Source organism: Undibacterium parvum (genome assembly GCF_003955735.1).
Classification (GTDB): Bacteria; Pseudomonadota; Gammaproteobacteria; order Burkholderiales; family Burkholderiaceae_D; genus Undibacterium; species Undibacterium parvum.
Genome location: NZ_CP034464.1, coordinates 924,560 through 946,352, shown reverse-complemented (window position 1 = coordinate 946,352; position 21,793 = coordinate 924,560). Strand labels below are relative to the sequence as shown.

The 21,793-nt window shown below is 50.0% G+C and carries 15 protein-coding genes and 1 tRNA gene; 13 read left to right on the top strand and 3 right to left on the bottom strand.

The window, feature by feature from the left end; translation table 11 throughout:
- Positions 1-167 precede the first annotated feature (167 nt).
- On the top strand, positions 168-1,739 hold the full coding sequence (locus EJN92_RS04045; RefSeq protein WP_126126635.1) for a POT-type proton-dependent oligopeptide transporter: 1,572 nt from the start codon (positions 168-170) through the stop codon (positions 1,737-1,739).
- A gap of 82 nt (positions 1,740-1,821) precedes the next feature.
- On the opposite strand, the gene EJN92_RS04040 is transcribed toward EJN92_RS04045, so the two are convergent.
- Entirely contained in the window at positions 1,822-3,516 is a 1,695-nt protein-coding gene (locus tag EJN92_RS04040) for an alkaline phosphatase family protein (RefSeq protein WP_126126634.1), read from the bottom strand.
- 323 nt (positions 3,517-3,839) lie between these two features.
- On the opposite strand from EJN92_RS04040, the gene EJN92_RS04035 reads away from it, so the two are divergent.
- Positions 3,840-5,087 carry a sensor domain-containing diguanylate cyclase gene (locus EJN92_RS04035; protein ID WP_126126633.1) on the top strand — a complete coding sequence of 416 codons (1,248 nt, stop codon included), beginning with the start codon at positions 3,840-3,842 and terminating at the stop codon, positions 5,085-5,087.
- 368 nt (positions 5,088-5,455) lie between these two features.
- Entirely contained in the window at positions 5,456-5,875 is a 420-nt protein-coding gene (locus tag EJN92_RS04030; RefSeq protein WP_126126632.1) for a hypothetical protein, read from the top strand.
- A gap of 283 nt (positions 5,876-6,158) precedes the next feature.
- Here EJN92_RS04030 and EJN92_RS04025 read toward each other — a convergent pair whose 3' ends face one another.
- Positions 6,159-8,438: a TonB-dependent receptor gene (locus tag EJN92_RS04025; RefSeq protein WP_126126631.1), complete on the bottom strand. Its 2,280-nt coding sequence runs from the start codon at positions 8,436-8,438 to the stop codon at positions 6,159-6,161.
- A 511-nt stretch (positions 8,439-8,949) separates the two neighbouring features.
- On the opposite strand from EJN92_RS04025, the gene EJN92_RS04020 reads away from it, so the two are divergent.
- The 10 genes from EJN92_RS04020 to EJN92_RS03975 all read left to right on the top strand — a co-directional run bounded on the left by EJN92_RS04020 (position 8,950) and on the right by EJN92_RS03975 (position 20,618).
- Entirely contained in the window at positions 8,950-9,654 is a 705-nt protein-coding gene (locus EJN92_RS04020; protein ID WP_126126630.1) for an outer membrane lipoprotein, read from the top strand.
- Between the two features lie 33 nt (positions 9,655-9,687).
- On the top strand, positions 9,688-10,338 hold the full coding sequence (locus EJN92_RS04015; RefSeq protein WP_407701534.1) for a DUF6622 family protein: 651 nt from the start codon (positions 9,688-9,690) through the stop codon (positions 10,336-10,338).
- Positions 10,339-10,530: 192 nt separating this feature from the next.
- On the top strand, positions 10,531-11,778 hold the full coding sequence (locus tag EJN92_RS04010) for a BaiN/RdsA family NAD(P)/FAD-dependent oxidoreductase (protein WP_126126628.1): 1,248 nt from the start codon (positions 10,531-10,533) through the stop codon (positions 11,776-11,778).
- 179 nt (positions 11,779-11,957) lie between these two features.
- Entirely contained in the window at positions 11,958-12,170 is a 213-nt protein-coding gene (gene rpsU / locus EJN92_RS04005) for a 30S ribosomal protein S21 (protein WP_005877634.1), read from the top strand.
- 176 nt (positions 12,171-12,346) lie between these two features.
- Positions 12,347-12,796, top strand: a complete 450-nt coding sequence (locus EJN92_RS04000) for a GatB/YqeY domain-containing protein (protein WP_126126627.1) — start codon at positions 12,347-12,349, stop codon at positions 12,794-12,796.
- Between the two features lie 48 nt (positions 12,797-12,844).
- Positions 12,845-14,635: a DNA primase gene (gene dnaG / locus EJN92_RS03995; protein WP_126126626.1), complete on the top strand. Its 1,791-nt coding sequence runs from the start codon at positions 12,845-12,847 to the stop codon at positions 14,633-14,635.
- A 384-nt stretch (positions 14,636-15,019) separates the two neighbouring features.
- Entirely contained in the window at positions 15,020-17,713 is a 2,694-nt protein-coding gene (gene rpoD / locus EJN92_RS03990; RefSeq protein WP_126126625.1) for an RNA polymerase sigma factor RpoD, read from the top strand.
- 213 nt (positions 17,714-17,926) lie between these two features.
- Positions 17,927-18,004 (top strand) — tRNA-Ile (locus tag EJN92_RS03985).
- Positions 18,005-18,320: 316 nt separating this feature from the next.
- Entirely contained in the window at positions 18,321-19,754 is a 1,434-nt protein-coding gene (locus EJN92_RS03980) for a DEAD/DEAH box helicase (RefSeq protein ID WP_126126624.1), read from the top strand.
- 162 nt (positions 19,755-19,916) lie between these two features.
- Positions 19,917-20,618 (top strand): pirin family protein, encoded by a 702-nt coding sequence (locus EJN92_RS03975; RefSeq protein ID WP_126126623.1) that lies wholly within the window; start codon positions 19,917-19,919, stop codon positions 20,616-20,618.
- A 111-nt stretch (positions 20,619-20,729) separates the two neighbouring features.
- On the opposite strand, the gene EJN92_RS03970 is transcribed toward EJN92_RS03975, so the two are convergent.
- Positions 20,730-21,644, bottom strand: coding sequence for a sulfurtransferase (locus tag EJN92_RS03970; protein ID WP_126126622.1), 915 nt, complete (start codon positions 21,642-21,644; stop codon positions 20,730-20,732).
- Between the last annotated feature and the right edge of the window lie 149 nt (positions 21,645-21,793).

Genomic DNA, 21,793 nt, shown 5'->3' with positions numbered 1-21,793 from the left:
CTGCATCCCGGACTTGACTGCTAGGCGGCAATTCTGGATACTTCTGATACTGATAAAGCTAGCTTATCCAGCTAGCTTTATCGCTTATATCCCTAAATGACAAAGCGGCCTGACCTGAGGCCGCTTTGCTTATTGTGCGACCAGAACAATATCCACCGGAGAGCTAGATGAGTCACAGCACTGAGACCACTCAGAAACCTGATCAGGCAAAAATGCCGAGTCAAATCCCCTATATTATTGCCAGTGAAGGCTGTGAACGCTTCAGCTTTTACGGTATGCGCAATATCCTGACCGTGTTCTTGATGACTAGCCTGTTGCTGTCTATTCCTGAGCCTTTGCGCAAGGGCATGGCAAAAGAGGTGTTCCATACTTTCGTCATCGGTGTGTATTTCTTTCCTTTGCTCGGTGGTTGGTTGGCGGATCGCTACTTCGGTAAATACAATACAGTGCTGTGGTTGAGTCTGGTGTATTGCGCCGGGCACGCTTGTCTGGCCATATTCGAAGATAATCGGAATGGTTTCTATACCGGTCTATTCTTGATTGCGCTTGGCTCTGGCGGTATTAAGCCTTTGGTCAGCTCCTTTATCGGCGACCAGTTTGATCAGAGTAACCGCTCCCTGGCGCAAAAAGTGTTTGATGGTTTTTACTGGATCATTAACTTCGGCTCCTTCTTTGCTTCGCTCTTGATGCCTATCTTCCTCAAGCAATTTGGTGCCAGCATCGCCTTTGGTATCCCTGGCGTTTTGATGTTTATCGCAACCGTGGTGTTTTGGTTGGGGCGTAAAAAATACGTGCATGTAGAACCAGTAGCTAAAGATCCGCACTCCTTCCTTAACGTGGTAAAAACCGCTTTATTTGCCGAAGGCAAAGGCGCGGATCAAGGCCGTTCTGGCTATTACTTAGCCTTGGCCGGTGGCGTATTAGCAATCGCGGGCATGTTCTTGATCCCGCAAATCGGTATCGTCGCAGCACTCTGTCTGGCGCTGGTGTTTGTATTGGGTTTTGGTGGCGCAGGTGCCTGGATGCAACTGGAGCGTGCGCGTGGCGTGCATCCTGATATTGCGGTCGATGGTGTGCGTTCGGTATTGCGTATTCTGGTTTTGTTTGCGCTGGTGACGCCGTTCTGGTCTTTGTTTGATCAGAAAGCCTCGACCTGGGTCTTGCAAGCGGATCAAATGGATAAACCATCCTGGTTTCAATCCTCCATGATGCAGGCACTCAATCCTATGCTGGTGATGTTGCTGATACCGTTCAATAACCTGATTTTGTATCCTATGCTTAAACGCATGGGAATCGAACTGACCGCCTTGCGCCGTATGGGCCTGGGTATCGCCTTCTCAGGTATCGCCTGGATCGTGGTTGGCTTCATGCAGTTGGCGATAGATGGCGGCAATATGCTGTCGATTACCTGGCAAATTTTGCCGTATGCCTTGCTGACCTTTGGTGAGGTGCTAGTGTCGGCGACTGGTCTGGAGTTTGCGTATAGCCAGGCACCGTTGGCGATGAAGGGCGTGATCATGAGCTTCTGGAACCTCTCGACTACGATTGGTAATTTGTGGGTCTTGCTGGCAAATTCCAGTGTCAAAAGCGAAGCCGTGACTGAGCAAATTAAGACCACAGGCATGAGCGTTACTGCCTTCCAGATGTTTTTCTTTGCTGGCTTCGCTCTGTTGGCAGCGTTTGCGTTTGCCGCCTATGCGAAAAAATATACCATGCTGAATAATTATCGCCGGGTCTAGTTAAACTCGGATTTCTGAATGAAATAAAAAAGCCGCATGATCTAAATCATGCGGCTTTTTTTCGTCGCGAATAATGATTTGATTAAGGCAGAGTTTCAGTCAGTACCCGTCCTTCGGAAGCCGATGGCGGGCGCACTCTGAGCAAGTGCGCCAGAGTCGGGGCGATATCCATGACTTCGGCATATTGACCGTAAGCACCAGGTTTGATCCATGATTTTCCCATGATCATCAAAGGCACATTGCTGTCGTAACTATAAGGCGAGCCATGGGTGGTGCCTCGATTGCCGCTGCCAAATTGCCAGTAGGGCTTGGTCACGACCACGATGTCGCCCGAGATTTGACGGTGCCAGGCGCGCTGCATGAGTTTGGCAATGCGGCTGTCGGGCATGGCGCCGGTTTCTAACTGAGTGCGTGTGTAGACTTGAGCGACGCCGTTGTAGCTCATCAAAAAGCGTGCGGCACTATTTTCCACTTCTTCGCGCTTTAGTCCTTTTTGTTCGATCAGCTTATAGTCCAGCAATACGTTGGGGGCTGACCATTTGTAGGCGATTTTTTCTGCGCCAAATTTGTCGGACAAATGCTGGTTCAGCGCGCTCATCAGTTTCGAGCTGTCTAGGCGTTGTGACTCGAATTTTCTGCTCTGCGCGAACTCAGGCACATTCGGGAAACCGTGATCGGCGGTCAATACGACCAGAGTATTGTCAAGCCCGACCGATTTATCGAGGGAATCGAAAAAGCTCGCCAATAGACGATCTAGTCTTTGCAGATGATCATGCGACATCCGGCTTTCCGGGCCAAAACTATGGTTCACATAATCATGGCTAGACAAGCTGACCCCGAGTATATCGGGCACGCCAGCCGGGTTGCGCCCCAGCTGTTCGCCAGCCACCGCCGCACGCGCGAAATCTAGCGTCATTTCATCCAGATACGGGCCGGTGAATAATTTGCCATAGTATTCGGCATCCGGTTTGCCCGATTTGCTGCTGTACAAATAAGGGAAACGATTCGCCCCATCAGCCTGCTGCGGTGCGACGATTTGATCATCGGCGTCGCCGGCATAGGCAGCGTCTGCCAGCAATGGCGTCCATGTTTTGCCGTAAAAGCGGTCTTGCGGTTTGCCGACGTGGTAGGCCTGTTGCCATTGCGGGTGGCTTTGCATGTAATAGCTGCTGCTGGCGAAGTTGCCGGATTTTTTCATGAAGATATAGGCGGTGCCGGTCTTGCCTGCCAACAGAATCGCACCGCGGTCTTTGCCAGAAACGGTGACGACTTTAGAGCGGTTGCCGCTGGCGTAACGCAATTCATCGCCTAGCGTACTGACGCGTAGATTGGCGGGCGAGGTACCATCGTCGCTCTTGGTTTCTTCGTCGATATAGGTGTGGGCGTTATCCTGGGTACAGTACATCGCTGCCAGTGTCGTGGGGTCTATCCAGTTATTGTTAATGATCCCATGCTGATAAGGGTAGGCGCCAGTCAAAACCGCGGCATGCCCAACTGCGGTGACTGTGATGCCATGCGCTTGATGGGCGTTACTGAACCAGGCACCCTGATCGAGCAGACGCCTAAAACCACCTTGTCCAAACTGATCACGGTAGCGCTGTATCTGTTCTTGCGGTAGCCCATCGACCACCAATACCACCACCAGCTTGGGCTGTTTAGGGCTTGTGCTCGCTGCTTTGTTATCGGCTAGCACGGGCACGATGCTGATTGCCAGTGTGCTGGCAATCAAGGTATTGAGGATGAGACGTCTGAGCGTGTTTGTTTTAGAATTTGGCATGTCGATTGTGGTGAAAAAGGGGGCTGGAGAGCCGTGTTGATGACGCAATTGTGTGGCTAAATCTAGGCAGCTGTTAGAATACACCAAAAGTTTTATGGCATAAAACTTTGGGCTCAAAGAAATCAAAATTAGCTAGGCCTGAGGCCCAATCAACATGCGGCTCGCAGGGGCTGCAGGCTGGCGAGGCGCATGCAGATCGCGTGCTGGGCTATGCAAGGGATAAACTCGCAAAGGCGATTTTTAGTCGTTTAAACTTAGGCGAATTGTGCGGGATTTTAAAACGTATTTCGTTTGGCAAGCTGTATTGAAAATAAGAGGTTGGAATGGTCTCAGATTTATTTTACCGCTCGCTGTTCGATACCATGCCAGCGGCGGCGAGCATAGTCGTCGATGGCGTCATCGTATTGGCGAATGCAGCCTGCTTACAGATACTAGGCGCTACTCAAAGCGATCAAATCATTGGCCACCTGGTCACTGAGTTTATTCATCCTTTAGACCTGAATCGCTCACTTACTCGATTGAATAAAACTGGCTCAGACTGGGCCAATGCGCCTTCGCAGTTTCGTTTGCGCGATGTGCATGGCGAGATGAAAATGCTGCTTTCTTCCAGTACGCCTATTCGTTATCAAGAACAAGATGCCATCCTCGTTACCGGCATGGACATGACCGCACATGCCGAGATGGCCGAGCAATTACGCCTCAGTGAAATGAATTTTCGTCGCCTGTTTGAGAACATGCAAGACGTGTATTACCGCACCGATGCTAAAGGCGTGGTGCAGATGGTGGGGCCGGGGGTGCGCAATGTACTGGGCTATGAGCCAGCTGAAATCGCGGGTAAAACCGCAGAGTCGTATTATCCGCAAGCGGCGGACCGCGATGCCATGAAAAAAGCCATCATGGAAGACGGCAAAGTGGCCGATTTTCCCGGTCAAATGGTCAGAAAAGACGGCCGCGTCATCGATATCTCCATCACTAGCCGCGCGATCTACGACGATGCAGGGGTGTTTGCAGGTATAGAAGGGATCTACCGCGACGTCACGCAGCGCAAGATGATGGAGCGTGAATTACAAAGGCTGGCCACTACCGATCCCTTAACCAATATCGCAAACCGGCGCTCTTTTCTGGAGCAAGCCGAACATATTTTCAAGAGCACGCAAAGGTATCACGACAGCATCACCTTACTGATGCTAGACCTGGATTTATTTAAAGCCATCAACGACAAGTATGGCCATCTGGGCGGCGATAAAGTGTTGACACGCTTTGCCCAAACCGTGGCTCTGGAGCTGCGCGACTCAGATGTCTTTGGCCGTCTCGGCGGCGAAGAATTTTGCGTCTTGCTGCAACACGCTAGTCAAGAAGAAGCCATGACGGTAGCCGAACGCATCCGCACCCGCGTGCAAGAGCTGGACTTTGAAGATCCTGACGGCGCATTGTTTAAACTCACCGTCAGCATAGGCGTGACCACCAATTTCGAAGGCGATGAGAGGCTGGCCAAGTTACTAGAACGCGCCGATAAAGCTTTGTACACCGCCAAACACAGCGGCCGTAACAAGGTGGTCTGGTTTAGTTGAGCGGGTTCTGAATTGTTGATTGCCCAGCACAACACGCATATTCCATGCGCCTCGCCAAGGCATATTGGCCTGCAAGGCGCATGGGATATGCGTGAGCGGCTTGGGGAACTTCTAAAAACCCTATACTCGGGCGCATCACAGCGTTGCAAATCCTCGCAATACCGACGTATTGCTCCGGTTTGCGCCTTGCGCTGCATCCCGATTAACGGGTTTTTAGAAGTTCCCGTCTGCCTTGTTTTGATTACCTATGTCCGTGCCTAGGCGCTAGTCGCAAAAATTTATTCTGAAACTGCTCTGGCAAGGTCTGTTAGCGCACATACAGCGGGCATTGTTCTTCGTTAGATTGGGGTTTTATCCAGGAGATCATCATGTCAATTTACACGACGCGGCTTACAGTTTGCGGCCGGAATAAATTCATAGGCAAAGTCGCGCAGCGCTTGGCGTTGGCGTTATTTGTGGTGAGCACGGCCTTGATCGCCAGTGCCAGCGAATTATCCGATGCCAACGCGCGTTACCAGACCGAGCGCGCAGTGTGCCAGCGTGGCGAGTCGAACCAGGATCGTGCGACCTGTCTGAAAGAGGCCGGTGCCGCGCTGCATGAGGCCAAAATGGGGCGGCTCAGCGACGGTCAGAATGCGTATCAGCAAAATGCCCTGATACGCTGCAATGCGCTGCCAGTCGAGGAGGCCAGTGCGTGCCGCCGCCGTATATCGGGCGAAGGTTCGGTCAGTGGTAGCGTGCGTGACGGTGGTTTACTGAGAGAGTTGGTGGTGCCGGATAATAAATAAGCGTAAAGCCAAAAAAATCCCGCCTAGCACCTATGCCAGCGCGCATATACCATGCGCCTTTCAGCCCGGCGTGCCTGAAGAAGCGCATGGAATATGCGCCGTGGCGGGGTATGCTGTTCAGTTTGCGTCTCCGTTCCTAAACCGAACGGGGCAAGCTTGTGACCTTGCTTAGCGAGTGTTCGAAATAGACTGGGCTTAACTCTGCAATTAAAAAAAATGCCGTTCAGCTTGAACTGAACGGCATTGCAACTGGCAATTACTACATTATGTAAGAGTAAAAAGCTTAGAAAGCCACCTTAAATTGCATGCCGTAGCTGCGTGGCTCGTTCAAAATACCGGTCAGATTATTGAAATCAATTGCGGCGATGACTTGCTGTTGATTGGTGATGTTACGGCCATAAGCTGCCACTTCGTATTTGCCATCAGCCCATTTGTAACCAACGCGTAAGCCGCCTTCCAATAAGGATTTGGCAGTGTATTCCTTGGCTTCATACAAGAACATATTGTAGCTATCCTTGTAGGACCAGTCGGTGTAGGCATAGATCTCGCCATCGCCCAAAGGTGCGTTGTAACGCAGCGTGAAGTTACCCACCCATTTTGGTGCGCGCGGTAGCGGGTTGCCACCGATCAGTACGGTACCTGCAACCGGTCCGTTAGGGTCAGTCACTGTACATTTATTCCCGCAAGGAGAGACAAACAACTTGCCATCCTTGATCTCAGTATCGTTATAACTCAGGCCAACGGTAGTCTTGAAGTAGCGGTTCAGGTTGGCTTGCAATTCTAATTCAAAGCCCTGGCCGCTGGCTTTTTCGGCATTCACCAATTTGTTTTGATTCACTGCGCCGCTACCTGCGGTTAATTGCAGATCCTTGACATCGTAGTGAAATACGGTGGCGCTGATACGGGCGGTATTGTCGAATAAGTCTTGTTTGATACCTGCCTCAAACGACATATTTTTCTCGGAATTGGCAACCGAAATATTATCGCCGAACAGTACCCGACCCTGGATACTAGGAGCCCGATAACCGGTCGCTACGCGACCATACACACTGGTGGCTTTGTTGACCGTGTAGTTGGCGCCCAGATCCCAGCTGACGTTGGTGGATTCTGGATTGGCCGTCAATAATGGCGTGTTCTTGCCACCGAAAGGTGTCATGGTACGTTGCGCGTCAAAGTCTTTTTTGTCGCTGGTGTAACGAACGCCGCCGCGCAGTTTAAGGCTGTCTGTCAATGCGTAGTTTAAAGAGCCGAAAGTGGCCCAAGATTTAGCATTTTGATGCTGAAAAGCATAACCGTCTTGTACATTGCCGCCTAAGGAATTGAAGTCAAAACTGTCGACTTGAATTTTCTCGTTGAAATAATACAGACCCGCGATCCATTGCAAGGCATCTTTGGTATTTGACTCTAAGCGGAACTCTTGAGTCATTTGTTTCAGGTCGGGTAAACCATCGGCGGTTTCGGCTGGAAAGGGGATGAAACCAGGGCCCATAGTCGGTGCAAACGATGCGCCATAACCACCATCGACGTCGGCGCGGCTATAAAACTTGGCCTTGTCGTAAGCGGTAATCGAATGCAACGACATGCCATCGAGATCCCAGCGCAGACGCATGCTGACGCCGCTAGAGGTCAGGGTCTGGGTATTGATACCGTCAGTCGGGTAACTGGCGTAATCAAAACCTGGCACCAAATCATTCGTGCCTTTTTTAATGATATTGGCGCGGAACAGCGTGGCGCTGCCGTCCATGTCGCGGCCATGGGCATTGAAAAGCGCACTGAAATTACTTGTTTTGTACAAGAATTGCAGGCGGGCCGCATTATCGTGGTAGCCCTCAAGATTTTTGGTGCCAGTGCTGAGCGGATTGGTTACGCGGTCATTGCGGCTTTGTGCCTGACCAGAAAAGCGCATGGCCCATTCTTTGTTCAATGGGACGTTGATCGCGCCTTCCAGATTCACCGCCTTGTCATTGCCGTAACCGATGTTGGCATAGCCTTCAAAGCGATTGGTCGGTTTAGCCGAGTCAAATTTAATGACACCAGCGGGCGAGTTGCGCCCAAACAGCGTGCCCTGTGGGCCGCGCAAGACTTCGATCTGGTCCACGTCAAAGATAGGGAAACCTTTAAGCATAGGGCTTTCCTGTACCACGTCATCGTAGATTAGGCCTACTGGTTGCGAAGCGTTCAGATCGAAATCGGTATTGCCCAAACCGCGTATATAGAAACGCGGGAAGGAGCGGCCGAAATCGGATTCGACGTTCAGACTAGGGACGCGGCTCGCCAAAAAACGGATGTCTTGGCCGCTGGCGTTATAGGTATCCAGCGCTTCGCCTTTGATCGCGGAAATCGACAAAGGCACGTCTTTCAGATTTTCTGAGCGACGTTGGCCGGTAACGATCACTGTCTCGAGTTGGGTCGCCTGGTCTGAATCTGATTTCGCGCTTTGCGCAAAAGCCGCTGAAACTGGGAAGGCGGTGACGAGCGCGATCGTGAGTAAAGTAAGCGCATGCTTCTTTGAGCGAGGCGTGCTGCTGGCTAGGTGTGGCAAGCTAGGGCTGGTATTACGCATGGGGTCAAACTCCGGTGGTGTGAATGACAAACATCTAAATGAGTGGGCTGCGCCTTTTTGGGGCGCATGACTAAGTTGAGTGCTTATTTGGTGATTTATTAACAGCTGGCAATCTGTTGCGCAAACGTTTGCGTAGCCGATAGGTGTTTATCTCTTCTTGCTTGAGTCAAGTCAAGAATTTTTCCATGCGACGCTGATTTTTTTTCGAGTGCCGACTTAATTCGTTGTGAATTGAAGACAACTTGTTATTGAGTTACTGGTTTTTTTCTGGACGCAGAGAAATTGTCGATCTGAGATTTTTTCATTAAATGGCAGTCTTAATGCACTGTTTTGTTGCAAAACGATTGCTATCGCAGTGCTGATGCTGCGCGTATGCTGAATTTTCGCGGCGACTAATGAATCGCGCTGTTTTTACATTCACTTACAAAGTCGTCAATTTTCGGTCAACTCTTTACAGTATTCCAGCGTTGTTTCAGGCATGCTGCACCCATTCATTTTTTCAGGATTAACCATGACAGAGAACGCTACTTCTAAACGCATACACCCGCTGGTCGCTGGTGCCGCCGTTTCCATTATTTTAGTCAGTATGGTCGGCGTTGCAGCAATTACCGGCCTGCTGCCTAATTCAAATAGCACGCCCTCTGCAAGCTTGCCTTTAGCCGCTTCGCTAGCTCCAGGTGAACAGGTGAATGCGCCTGAAGCTCAGCAATCACAAGCGCCTGAGCGCGAGGCGCAAGCGCAAGTTAAGCATGACACGCAAGGCACGTATGCCGAAGGTAAGCAAGCAAGCGGCAAGCCAGCAAACCAGCATAGTGATAAAAAGCCGTATCAGTCTGAGAATGGCTATGCAGGCAATTCTGCCCCGGCCCAGCAAATTTGCGAATCTTGTGGTGTGGTTGAGTCGGTGCGTGCCGTCGAGCACCAAGCGGAGCAGGGCAGTGGTCTGGGGGCTGTTGCTGGCGCGGTGTTAGGTGGTGTGCTAGGTAATCAGGTCGGCGGCGGAAATGGCCGTACGTTGGCGACGGTCGCCGGTGCGGTGGGCGGTGGTTATGCGGGTAATACAATAGAAAAACGCACCCACACCACAACCACGTATGAAGTGCGTGTCAAAATGGAAAATGGCAATACCCGCACCTTTACTCCTTCAACTCAGCCTGAATGGCATGCTGGTGACCGTGTCAGAGTGAATGACGGACGTTTGACTTCTCGCGGTTAAGAATCTAAATGTAAGCGAAGCGCCAGCCCTGAGTTGGCGTTTCGCGCCGTCTGGCGACACTTTAAGTTCGGCAATTTCGCTTTGGTCGCAAGTTACTCGCGACCAGCAATCGCAGCAGGCAAACTGGGCACCTTCACTCAAACAAGGAACCACATCATGCTTGCTCAAATTCTCGCCAATACACCACGCTGGGTCTGGATTTTACTGATCGCTTTGTTGTACCTGGGGCTGAGTCAAACCCGTAATCGTCGCGTGTCCATGAAAAAAATCACGATCATGCCGCTAGCGATGCTAGGCTTTTCTTTATTCGGCACCTATAGCGCTTTTGGTAGTGACGGTCTGATCTTGCTGACGTGGTTGGCGGCCGGCGCGCTGGTGTTTGCCTGGGTTTTTAGTGTGCCCTTGTCTGGCAATATCCATTACGATGCGCCGTCACAAACATTTAACTTGCCTGGAAGCTGGGTTCCTATGGTGCTCATACTCGGCATCTTCCTGACTAAATATGTGGTCGGCGCGATCGCTGCGAATAACGCCGCGCTTTTGCATGAACTGAGCTTTAGCCTCAGCTTTTCAGCTTTATATGGCGCTTTCAGCGGCGCTTTCCTGGCACGCGCCGCACGTTTTTGGCGCCTCGCATCACAAACGCCTGATTTAAGCGCTGCAGCAACCGCCTTAAAGTCATAATTCCCAAGCACCCCGCCACCGCGCATACCACATGCGGCCTGCAGGCTGCATAGGCTGGAAACCCGCATAGAATATGCGCCGTGGCAGGGTATCGTTTTATAGGCGCGATCTGCTTAAGGCCGTTGCACTAGTTAGTAAGAAAGCTGAATCGGCTACAATCACGCCTGAATTCTATTTGAAGAAAAGCAGGCGATGACTAAGTTGGATAATCAGTTGGACACGAAGGTGGGCACGAAGGTGGATGATAAGCATCACTACGATGTTGCTGTAATTGGCGCCGGCGCTGCTGGCATGATGTGTGCGGCGGTGGCGGGGCAGCGCGGCTTGCGGGTGCTGGTGATCGATCACGCCAGCAAGCTCGCCGAAAAAATACGCATCTCTGGTGGCGGGCGCTGTAACTTCACGAATATAAATGCTGGGCCGAATAATTTCATTTCTGAAAATCCGCATTTCTGCAAAAGCGCGTTATCGCGTTACACTCCTCAGGATTTTCTGAGTTTAGTGAAGCGACATAAGATTGCCTTTCACGAAAAACATAAAGGCCAATTGTTTTGCGATGAGAGTGCCGAAGACATTATTCGCATGCTCAAAGCCGAATGCGATGTTGCTAAAGTCAACTGGCGCATGCCTTGTAAGGTGGAGCAAGTGCGCCAGGACGCCGCAGGCTTTGTCCTGGAAACTGAGCAAGGCGAGATTCACGCTGCCAAGGTGGTGATTGCCACCGGTGGTCTATCCATCCCTAAAATTGGCGCTACCGATTTCTCATATAAAGTGGCGCAACAGTTTAATCTCAAAATCGTCGCGCCACGCCCAGCCTTAGTTCCCCTTACTTTTGATGCGGCAAGCTGGGAAGCCTTCGTTCCTCTATCTGGTATTTCGCTAGAGGTGGATATAGAGACTGGCGAAAAAAAGAACAAAGTGGTGTTTCGTGAGGATTTATTATTCACGCATCGCGGCTTATCTGGGCCGGGGGTATTGCAAATATCGAGTTTTTGGCAAGAGGGGCAGAGCATTAGGGTAAATTTATTGCCAGAAGTTGATCTCGCTCAGGATTTGATCGATGCCAAAACTACCAGCAAAAAAAATCTGGCAAATTATTTGTCTGGCTATCTACCCGCGCGTTTGGTGGATGGTTTATTGCTGGCGCATGGATTTGCTGGCGATTTGAAAATTGCGGATATGCAAGACAAACGCTTGCGTCTTCTGGGTGAGAAAATCAACCGCTGGGAGCTGCTACCGAATGGCTCAGAAGGTTATCGTAAGGCCGAGGTGACGCGAGGCGGCGTCGATACGCGGGAATTGTCGCAGCAAAGCATGATGGTAAATAAAGTGCCCGGCTTATACTTTATCGGTGAAGCAGTTGATGTCACTGGTTGGTTGGGTGGCTACAACTTCCAATGGGCCTGGGCCTCTGGAGTCGCCGCCGGTCTAGCAATTTAGTTTGGGGTAATTAGCAGGCTAAGCCTTGGTGAAAATAGTTCTTGTTGTTTGCTACAGTGGGATTTTCCGTTTTTTTGATGTGGGGTATTTGAGTAAGATTTAATCAATCTACTTCCCTATTTTAGAATTTGCTGCTATTATCTCTTTCTTCCTATAATTTTTCATTGGTTCGAACTTACATGACCACAATTCGCCTTAAAGAAAACGAGCCGTTCGAAGTCGCAATGCGTCGCTTCAAGCGTACCATCGAAAAGACCGGTCTGTTGACCGAATTGCGTGCGCGCGAGTTCTACGAAAAGCCAACTGCAGAGCGCAAGCGCAAGCTGGCTGCCGCAGTCAAGCGTCACTACAAACGTATTCGTAGTCAGCAATTGCCTAAGAAGATGTATTAATTCAGAATTGTTGCCAAGGTTTTCCTTGGTGCTCTTCATGTCTTAGTCTTCATTAGACTTGCATGCCCGCTCCGGTTTACCGCAGCGGGCATTATCATTTATATTTATCTTTTCATACGCTTCCCTAGTGATTGCACTACCTGCTAGGGGCTAAAAATACTTTTTCAGAGAATACTATGAGCTTAAAAGATCAGATCACCGAAGATATGAAATCAGCTATGCGCGCCAAAGAAGCGGTGAAGTTGGGCACGATACGCCTGATCACTGCAGCGATGAAGCAAAAAGAAGTTGATGAACGTATAGAGTTGACCGATACCTTGGTACTGGCGATTATTGAAAAAATGATCAAGCAACGTAAAGATTCTATCAGTCAGTTTGAGGCTGGTGGTCGTCAAGATTTGGCGGATATAGAAAAAGCCGAGTTAGCAATTTTGTCGGCGTATATGCCTGCTGGTTTATCTGAGGCTGAAATGCAGGCGGCGGTGACTGCTGCCGTCGAGGAAACTGATGCAACTGGTCCGCAAGATATGGGCAAGTTGATGGCAGCACTCAAGCCTAAGCTCGCTGGTCGCGCCGATATGGCGGTGGTTTCAGCCTTGGTAAAGGCCGCGCTGGCAGCGCGTTGATTTTGTTATTTTGACTCGGCTCGAATTTTATATTGAAGAGGCGTTTGTTTGATCCCTCAAACTTTCATCCAGGACTTGCTGGCGCGCGTAGACATCGTTGATGTGGTTGGTAAATATGTGCAGCTCAAAAAAGGTGGCGCAAACTTCATGGGTTTGTGTCCCTTTCATAACGAAAAATCACCCAGTTTTACTGTGAGTCCGACCAAGCAGTTTTATCATTGCTTTGGTTGTGGTGCGCACGGAACTTCCATCGGCTTTTTGATGGAGTATTCGGGTATGAATTTCGTGGATGCGGTAAAGGATCTGGCGCAAAACAATGGCATGATCGTGCCTGAGGATGATCGTATGTTGCCGGCGCTACGTGCCGAAGTGAATGCTAAGAGTTTGGCGCTGAGTGAGGTCATGACTAAGGCTTGTGAGTTTTATCGGCAGGCCTTGCGTGGCGCCGAACCGGCGGTTGCTTATTTAAAGCGGCGCGGTTTGACCGGCGAGATCGCGGCTCGTTTTGGTATGGGGTATGCCCCCGATGGCTGGGATAGTTTGCGTAGTGTATTCCCAGATTATGCTTCGCCAGCCCTGGTTGAAGCTGGTTTGGTGATTGATAAGAGTGATGAGGATAATTCGAATCGCAAGCGTTACGATCGTTTTCGTGAGCGCATCATGTTCCCAATTCGCAATACTAAGGGGCAGGTAATCGGATTTGGTGGCCGCATACTTGATCAAGGTGAGCCTAAGTACCTGAACTCGCCAGAGACCCCTTTGTTTCAAAAAGGCTATGAGTTGTACGGCCTGTTTGAGGCGCGCCAAGCGATACGGGATGCTGGCTATGTTCTAGTAACTGAGGGGTATATGGATGTCGTAGCCTTGGCGCAACTAGGATTTCCGCAAGTTGTTGCAACTCTGGGGACTGCGTGCACGCCGACCCATGTGCAAAAATTATTGCGCCAGACCGATCATGTTATTTTTAGCTTTGACGGGGATAAAGCAGGGCGGCGTGCTGCCCGGCGTGCCTTGGATGCTTGCTTGCCGCATGTGAATGACAATAAGGTGATTAAGTTCTTGTTCTTGCCGGCTGAGCACGATCCAGATAGTTATGTGCGTCAATTCGGAACCGAGGCCTTTGAGGCGCAGGTGCAAGACGCCATGCCTTTGTCGGAATTTTTCATCAAAGAAGTTGTTGGTGATAGTGACTTGACGACGGCGGAAGGTCGGGCGAGGGCGCAATTTGATGCCAAGCCCTTATTGCAGCAAATGGCCGCATCGAGTTTGCGCTTGCAGATGGTACGCAGTTTGGCGCAAATGACGCAAACTACTCCGGCGGAGGTTGAGTCGCTATTTGAATTGGTGCAACCGGTGGCGCGTGTAAAACTCGCTCCGCCTAAAAATAAACGCAGCGCACCAGTCGGCTTGGAGCGCCAGGTGATGCGCATTCTGGTGGCGCATCCTTCTTTGGCGGGCATGTTGAGTGCTGCAACCCTTGCTGATGCGGCTAAGTTGGCGCCAGATGGTGCGGAAATGTTGATGCAGTTGGTTGAGGTAGCGCAACTGATGGGTGAGCAAGCCAATTTCGCGGCATTGGCAGAGAATTTGCGAACAACAGGTTCGGATTATGATCAACTAATTGCTGAAATCGCCGAGCAATCCGAAACTGAGTTTGATGTGGTGAAGTTGGAGTTGGCTGGTGCTTTGCGTCAAATTAGCCATCAAGTATTGAAAAAAGAAAGCGAGCAATTGGCAGCATCTGGTTTGGCGGATCCTGAGCGTGCCGCTCGTTACCGCGAGATAATTCAATTGCAAAGTGCCATACGTCGAGAGGCGGAGGCTGAAACGGCGCGTTAAGAAGTGCAGAAGTGTAGCTGTATTGATGAGTGAGAAATGTTTTTGGTGATAGGATTTATTGCTTTTTAAGCTGTGCTTAGTCTAAGTTGTGGCTCGGGGCTAGAGAAAATTTCCACCACGTGCTACAATTAAAGGCTTTCGATTCAAGGTCTTAGGTTGTTTTCGTTCTGGGCGTGACCTTCCGGGTCATTTTTGGGATGTGTTGTTTAGGTGAGCATGTGCTCCTCCGAGTAACCCAAAACACTGGCGCTGAGACTCTAGTAGTCTGACATTGAAAAATTTATTGCGCTGTACTACAGGTCGCTAGATCTGAAGGCAGTGCATTATTTTTTATGCTACGGGCTAACTCTCGGTTCCTGTTGGTTTGATTCAATGGCTAACGCAATGAAGAAACCCGCACAAAAACTGGCATCTGTAAAGGCTCCGGTGACAGCAAAAAATGCTGCTATCAAGCCTGCAAGCAAGGCAATTCCGAAATCTTCCGCAGCTACGGCGGTTGGCAAACTAGTCGAAAAAAAGACGCCGGCGACAGGCGCAGTGAAGTCGTCCCCGCTTAAATCAGCTGCTAAAAAAGAACTTGCGAAAGATGTTAAAGCGCCTAAAGTGATAAAGACAGCGGTGGCGCAGCCGCTAGCTAAAGTCGCAAGCAAGCCAGTGAAAGCGGCAAGTAGGGTTAGTCAGGAACCGAAACCAGTTTCCAAATTAGTTAAGCCAACTGGTAAGGAAATACAAGGCAAGAATGCAAAGCCAGCGCAAGAGCTTACCGCTCCTAATTCAGGCAGGCAAACAGGTAAAAATGCAGACAAGCCACAAACTGCACCATTGAAAGCTTCTGTGACAATTAACAAAACCGACTCAAAGACCGTGATCAAGCCAACCAAGAGTTCAGCCAAGGCTGAAAAAACACCAGAAGTGCAAGAGATTAAGACCGGTTCTGCTCCAACTGTGAGCCAGACTACCGATGCTGCAGTGTTGGCCGCGATTGACACTTCTGGCTATATTTTGCCCGGTGTGAAAGTGCCAGGTCGCCGCGGTCGCAAGCCTAAAGAATATCAGCCTGAAAATGAAGAAATGGCCGCGTTGAATGCAGTTGAGCGCGCGGAAATGAAGGCGATTGATAAGGCTAAAGCAAAAGATCGCAAAGCTAAAGAGAAGGCCTTGCTTAAAGATGCATTTTCAGCCGATCCTGAGACCACAGAAGAAGAATTAGAACGGCGTCGTCAAAAGCTCAAGACCCTGATTAAATTGGGTAAAGATCGCGGCTATCTGACCTTTGCCGAAATTAACGATCATTTGCCGGAAAACGTTTTTGATCCAGAGGCGATCGAAGGCATCATTGGTACTTTCAATGATATGGGCGTTGCCGTGTATGAGCGTGCGCCGGATGCCGAAGCTCTGCTCTTATCTGACAATGTCGTTACGGTTACCAGTGATGATGATGAGGTTGAGGCCGCTGCCGAAGCTGCCTTGTCTACAGTTGATTCTGATTTTGGTCGCACCACTGACCCTGTGCGCATGTATATGCGCGAAATGGGAACAGTAGAGTTGTTGACGCGCGAAGGCGAAATCGTTATCGCGAAGAAAATTGAAGAAGGTCTGAAGGACATGATACAGGCGATCTCTGCCTGTCCTACTACCATCGCTGAAATCCTCACGGCGGCTGAGCGTATTGCGAATGACGAAATCAAGATTGACGATATCGTCGATGGCTTAGTCGATCCGAATGCGGTTGAAGAAGTCATCGTTAAGCCGGTCGTGGTAGTCGCTGAAGTGAGCGAGGAAGACGAAGAGGAAGAGGAAGAGGAAGAGGAAGAAGATGACGAGGGTGTCGAAGACGCTGCCGGTGTCTCGGCTGAGCAATTGGCTCAAATGCGGCGCGATGCTCTGGCTAAATTCGATATTATTTCTGTTAATTTTGACAAAATGCGTAAGGCCTTTGAAAAAGAAGGCTATAACTCGAAAACTTACGTTAAGGCGCAAGAGGCGATTTCCAATGAGCTTTTGGGAATACGTTTTACTGCCAAAGTCGTAGAGAAATTATGTGACACCTTGCGCGGTCAGGTTGATGAAGTGCGTCACGTAGAGAAGCAAATCCTTGATGTCGCGGTGAATCGTTGCAATATGCCACGCGCGCATTTTATCAAGGTCTTTCCTGGGAACGAAACCAATCTCAATTGGGTCGTTGCCGAGGTCAATGCCGGGCATTCCTATAGTGCGATACTCGGTCGCAATGTGCCGACTGTCCAGCAATTACAGCAAAAGCTCATAGACTTGCAAGTGCGGGTAGTGTTGCCTTTGCCAGATCTGCGCAGCATCAATAAAAAGATGTCAGCTGGCGAAATGAAGGCACGTCGAGCTAAGCGTGAAATGACTGAGGCCAATTTGCGTCTGGTTATTTCCATCGCGAAAAAATACACTAACCGCGGTTTGCAATTTCTTGATTTGATTCAAGAGGGTAATATCGGTTTGATGAAGGCGGTCGATAAGTTTGAATATCGCCGCGGCTATAAATTCTCGACTTATGCCACATGGTGGATACGCCAGGCGATCACGCGTTCGATCGCGGATCAGGCACGTACCATACGTATTCCTGTGCATATGATAGAAACCATCAATAAGATGAATCGTATCTCGCGCCAAATTTTGCAAGAGACAGGTGCTGAGCCTGATCCTGCAACCTTGGCGATCAAGATGGAAATGCCAGAAGAGAAGATACGCAAAATCATGAAGATCGCCAAAGAGCCGATCTCCATGGAAACGCCTATCGGTGATGACGATGATTCCCACTTGGGTGATTTCATTGAAGATAACCACACTTTGGCACCAGCTGACGCCGCCTTGCATGCCTCTATGCGCAATGTTGTGAAAGACGTTTTGGATTCACTGACGCCGCGCGAAGCAAAAGTATTGCGTATGCGTTTCGGCGTTGAAATGTCTACCGATCATACTTTAGAGGAAGTCGGTAAGCAGTTTGATGTGACGCGTGAGCGCATCCGTCAAATAGAGGCTAAGGCATTGCGTAAGCTGCGCCATCCATCACGTTCGGATAAGTTGAAGAGCTTCCTCGAAGGTAATTAAAGCATCGCAGTCTGCACTGATAGTACGGCGCCGTGAATACGCGCGCCGTACTAAATTTCCCTGTTTAATCGCGCGCTATTCTGGCTCAGGGCTTGTGCTGATGCTATGGAATGTAATACAATAAGCGCTGAATTTTTTATAGCTTCAATTGGTTTTTTCTATGTTCGATCTAAATTATTTAGCTTGAAATATGGAGAGGCAGCTTAAAAAAATGGGCCTCTAGCTCATGTTGGTTAGAGCAGCGGACTCATAATCCGTTGGTACCGTGTTCGACTCACGGGAGGCCCACCAAAATTTAAAGGCTTAGCGTTCGCGCTAAGCCTTTTTTATTTTTACGAAATAATTTTGATCGCTAGGCGCATTTTGCACATTGCTAGCGGAACAATTTTGCACTAAGTCCTCATTCGCGCTAGCTCTTTGCTTCGGTTTTTATCGATTAAATGGCGTCGAACTGTCGACAATATTCGGGTATTTTTTATGTGGTGGTATAATATAAGGCTATTGTATTACTTCTACGCCTATACCTCTCGCGACGCAAATATGAAGGAAAGTTTTTCTACTCCCTTTTATGCTTTGTTCGACCCACGAAAGGCTCACCCTGCAGACCATGACCGATACCACGCCGCAACCCGAGCAAATTCCTGAAACTAGTCCTGAGGCTGTCCGTTTTGATTCTTTCGGCTTGTCTCCCGATATCTTGCGCGCTCTGAGTGATCAGGGTTACGTCCATCCTACCCCGATTCAGGCTGAGGCGATTCCTATCGTTTTGCAGGGGCGCGATGTGATGGGGGCAGCGCAAACTGGCACCGGTAAGACAGCGGGTTTTTCTTTGCCAATTATTCAATTGTTATTGGCGCATGCCAATACCAGTGCTTCGCCAGCGCGCCACCCGGTGCGCGCTCTGATTTTGACGCCTACCCGTGAGTTGGCTGATCAGGTTGCTGAAAACGTTAAAGCCTATTCCCGTCACACACCTTTGCGCGCCACCGTAGTGTTTGGTGGTGTCGATATGGGGCCGCAAAAAGATGCCTTGCGTTCCGGTATAGAGATCGTGATTGCGACCCCAGGTCGTTTATTGGATCACGTACAGCAAAAAACCATTAATTTGTCGCAAACCCAGATTTTGGTGATGGATGAGGCAGATCGCATGCTCGATATGGGTTTCTTGCCCGATCTGCAGCGCATCATTAATCTGTTGCCGGCGAAACGACAAAACCTGATGTTTTCTGCGACTTTCTCGCAAGAAATCAAGAAACTGGCAGCCAGCTTTTTGACTAATCCTGTGACGATAGAAGTTGCGCGTAGCAATGCAACGGCAGAAAACGTCACCCAGATTTTGTATAAAGTAGCTGAGGAAGAAAAGCGCGATGCGGTCTCTTTCATCATCCGCGAGCGTGGTCTGAAGCAGGTCATCGTGTTTTCGAATACGAAAATTGGCGCTTCCCGTCTGGCGGTGCATCTGGTCAAGCAGGGTGTTAAAGCGTCGGCGATACACGGCGATAAATCCCAGGCTGAGCGCATGGGTGCCTTAGAGGCATTCAAGCGCGGCGAAGTCGAAGTGCTGGTCGCTACCGACGTGGCGGCGCGTGGCTTGGATATCTCCGAGATGCCTTGTGTGATTAATTTCGATTTGCCGTATAACGCCGAAGACTATGTGCATAGGATAGGCCGTACCGGGCGAGCTGGCGCCAAAGGTGATGCGATTTCTTTGCATACCGATAAAGATGAGCGCCTGTTAGTCGACATCGAAAAACTCATCAAACAAAAAATCACGCGCGTGCAATTGGCCGGATTTGTGGCTGCCTCATTGATGCCTGCGGTGCGCAAACCGCGCGCGGCTGAGCCTGAAAAGAGCAAGCCCTACGAGCGTCCAACCCGTAGTTACGCTCCGCCGCGAGAGAAAGTTGATCCTTGGTTCTTGAAGCCTTACGAACCTAGTGTCAGCGTAGCGAGTGCAAATGCAAATAACGCTGCCACGGCTTCGAGTCTGACTGCTAAGCCGCAAAAGAAAGCTTTCTTGTTGGGTGGGGCTTACAAGTAATATCATTCTTTGCGCTCTACTTGCACTACAATTTTAGTGCTAGCTAAATTATTAGTTAACAATAAAAATCCATCAATATGTATTTGTTTGATGGATTTTTTTTGTCTTAGCCAGACTGCCCAAAACCGCTTGCCCAACAACTATATTTTTTAAGGTGACAATATGCTGATACTACGCAAATCTGAAGACCGTGGTTACGCCGCGCATGGCTGGCTGGAGTCTTACCATAGCTTTTCTTTCGCTGATTATTATGATCCTGCTCATATGGGTTTTGGCCCTTTGCGCGTCATCAATGATGACTGGATCGCTGCTGATATGGGTTTCGGGACGCATGGGCATAAGGATATGGAGATCATCACCTATGTACTGGAAGGGGAGATCGCGCATAAAGACAGTATGGGCAATGGCAGTACCATACGTCCCGGTGATGTACAGCGCATGAGCGCGGGTACCGGTGTGCAGCACTCAGAGTTTAATCCTTCGAAAGAGCATAAAACCCATTTGCTACAAATTTGGATACAACCAGCGCAAGCGGGGAATGCGCCTGCTTACGAAGAGAAGCATTTTAGTCGCGAACAAAAAGAGGGGCGCTTATGTCTGGTGGCTTCACCGGATGCCGCTGCCGGCTCAGTGCGGATACAGCAAGATGCGCGTATGTATGTAGGCTTGTTCGATGCTCAGCAAACTGCGCTGCTGAGTCTGGCTCAAAACCGTCTGGCATACGTGCATCTGGCACGCGGTGCTCTGACTGTGAACGGGCAGATTTTGCGGGCAGGAGACGCCTTGATGTTGCGCGACGAAGCACAGCTAGCGCTTACTCATGGCGTCGCGGCCGAGGTGCTGGTGTTTGATCTGCCTGAATAGGCTTTTGGGGGGAGTATCAGCCTTAGCTGGCTGATTGCGCAGGTATTGATTGCGCAATCAGCTGACCGTGTCGCATACCCGGTGGGAGTATGTAGTAGGCGCTGGGGCGGTTTAGACGGAAGTTTCGGCAGTACTTTTTTCTACCGACATTTTTTGACAATGCGGGCAGGATTTACCTTCTACATACCAGGGTGAAATCTGTTCACGTGGCGTGACGACGGCGCGGCAGGCATAACACTGCGTGGTATCGGTGGCTTGCAGTTGTGGGTTGAGTGCGGTGCGATAATCAAACACAAAGCAATCGCCATGATAATGTGCACCGCCGACTTCTTCGAAGTACTTCAGGATGCCGCCTTCGAGTTGATATACGCTCTCGTAGCCGACATTTTGCATATGAATCGCCGCTTTCTCGCAGCGTATCCCGCCAGTACAAAACGTGACGACCGTTTTGTCATTCAAGGCATCGCGATTGGCTGCTATGACTGCTGGGAATTCGGTGAATTTAGTGATGCGATAATCTATCGTGTTATCGAAACTGCCGACATCGACTTCAAAATCATTGCGCGTGTCCACCATCACCACTGCTTTACCGTTGTCATCATGGCCCTGGTCTAACCAGCGTTTTAAAGTGTGGGCGTCGACCGATGGTGCGCGGCCATCTTCTGGTTTGATCAAAGGCATGCGCATGGTGATGATTTCGGCTTTCAGCTTAATCAGCAACTTGGTAAATGGCTGGTGATCTGACAAACTTTCTTTCGCGACCACGTCGGCGAAACGAGTATCGGTATGCAGCCACGCCATATACGCATCGATCTCGTGGCGTAAGCCAGCCAGAAACATATTGATGCCTTCTGGCGTTAGCAAGACTGTGCCTTTGAGGTTCAGTTCTTCACACTTGGCAATAAATTCAGGACGCTTTTCGGCGGTATCGTCGAAGGTGATGAATTTATAAGCGGAGATATTGACGTAATTATTCTCGCGTTTAGGCGTTGCAAGATCAGCGGAAGTAAGGGCAGAGGAAGGCATGTGAAATTCGGTAAGGTGTATAAGTCTTTGATTCGACAGCATTATAAGCCAAAACCAGGGCGCTGCGCCAGAGTCGCCAGTCAGCTCGAAGTCGGGGATTTTTCCCTGCCATGAATAAATTATTCTTTAAGACCCCGCTCTTTGCTAAA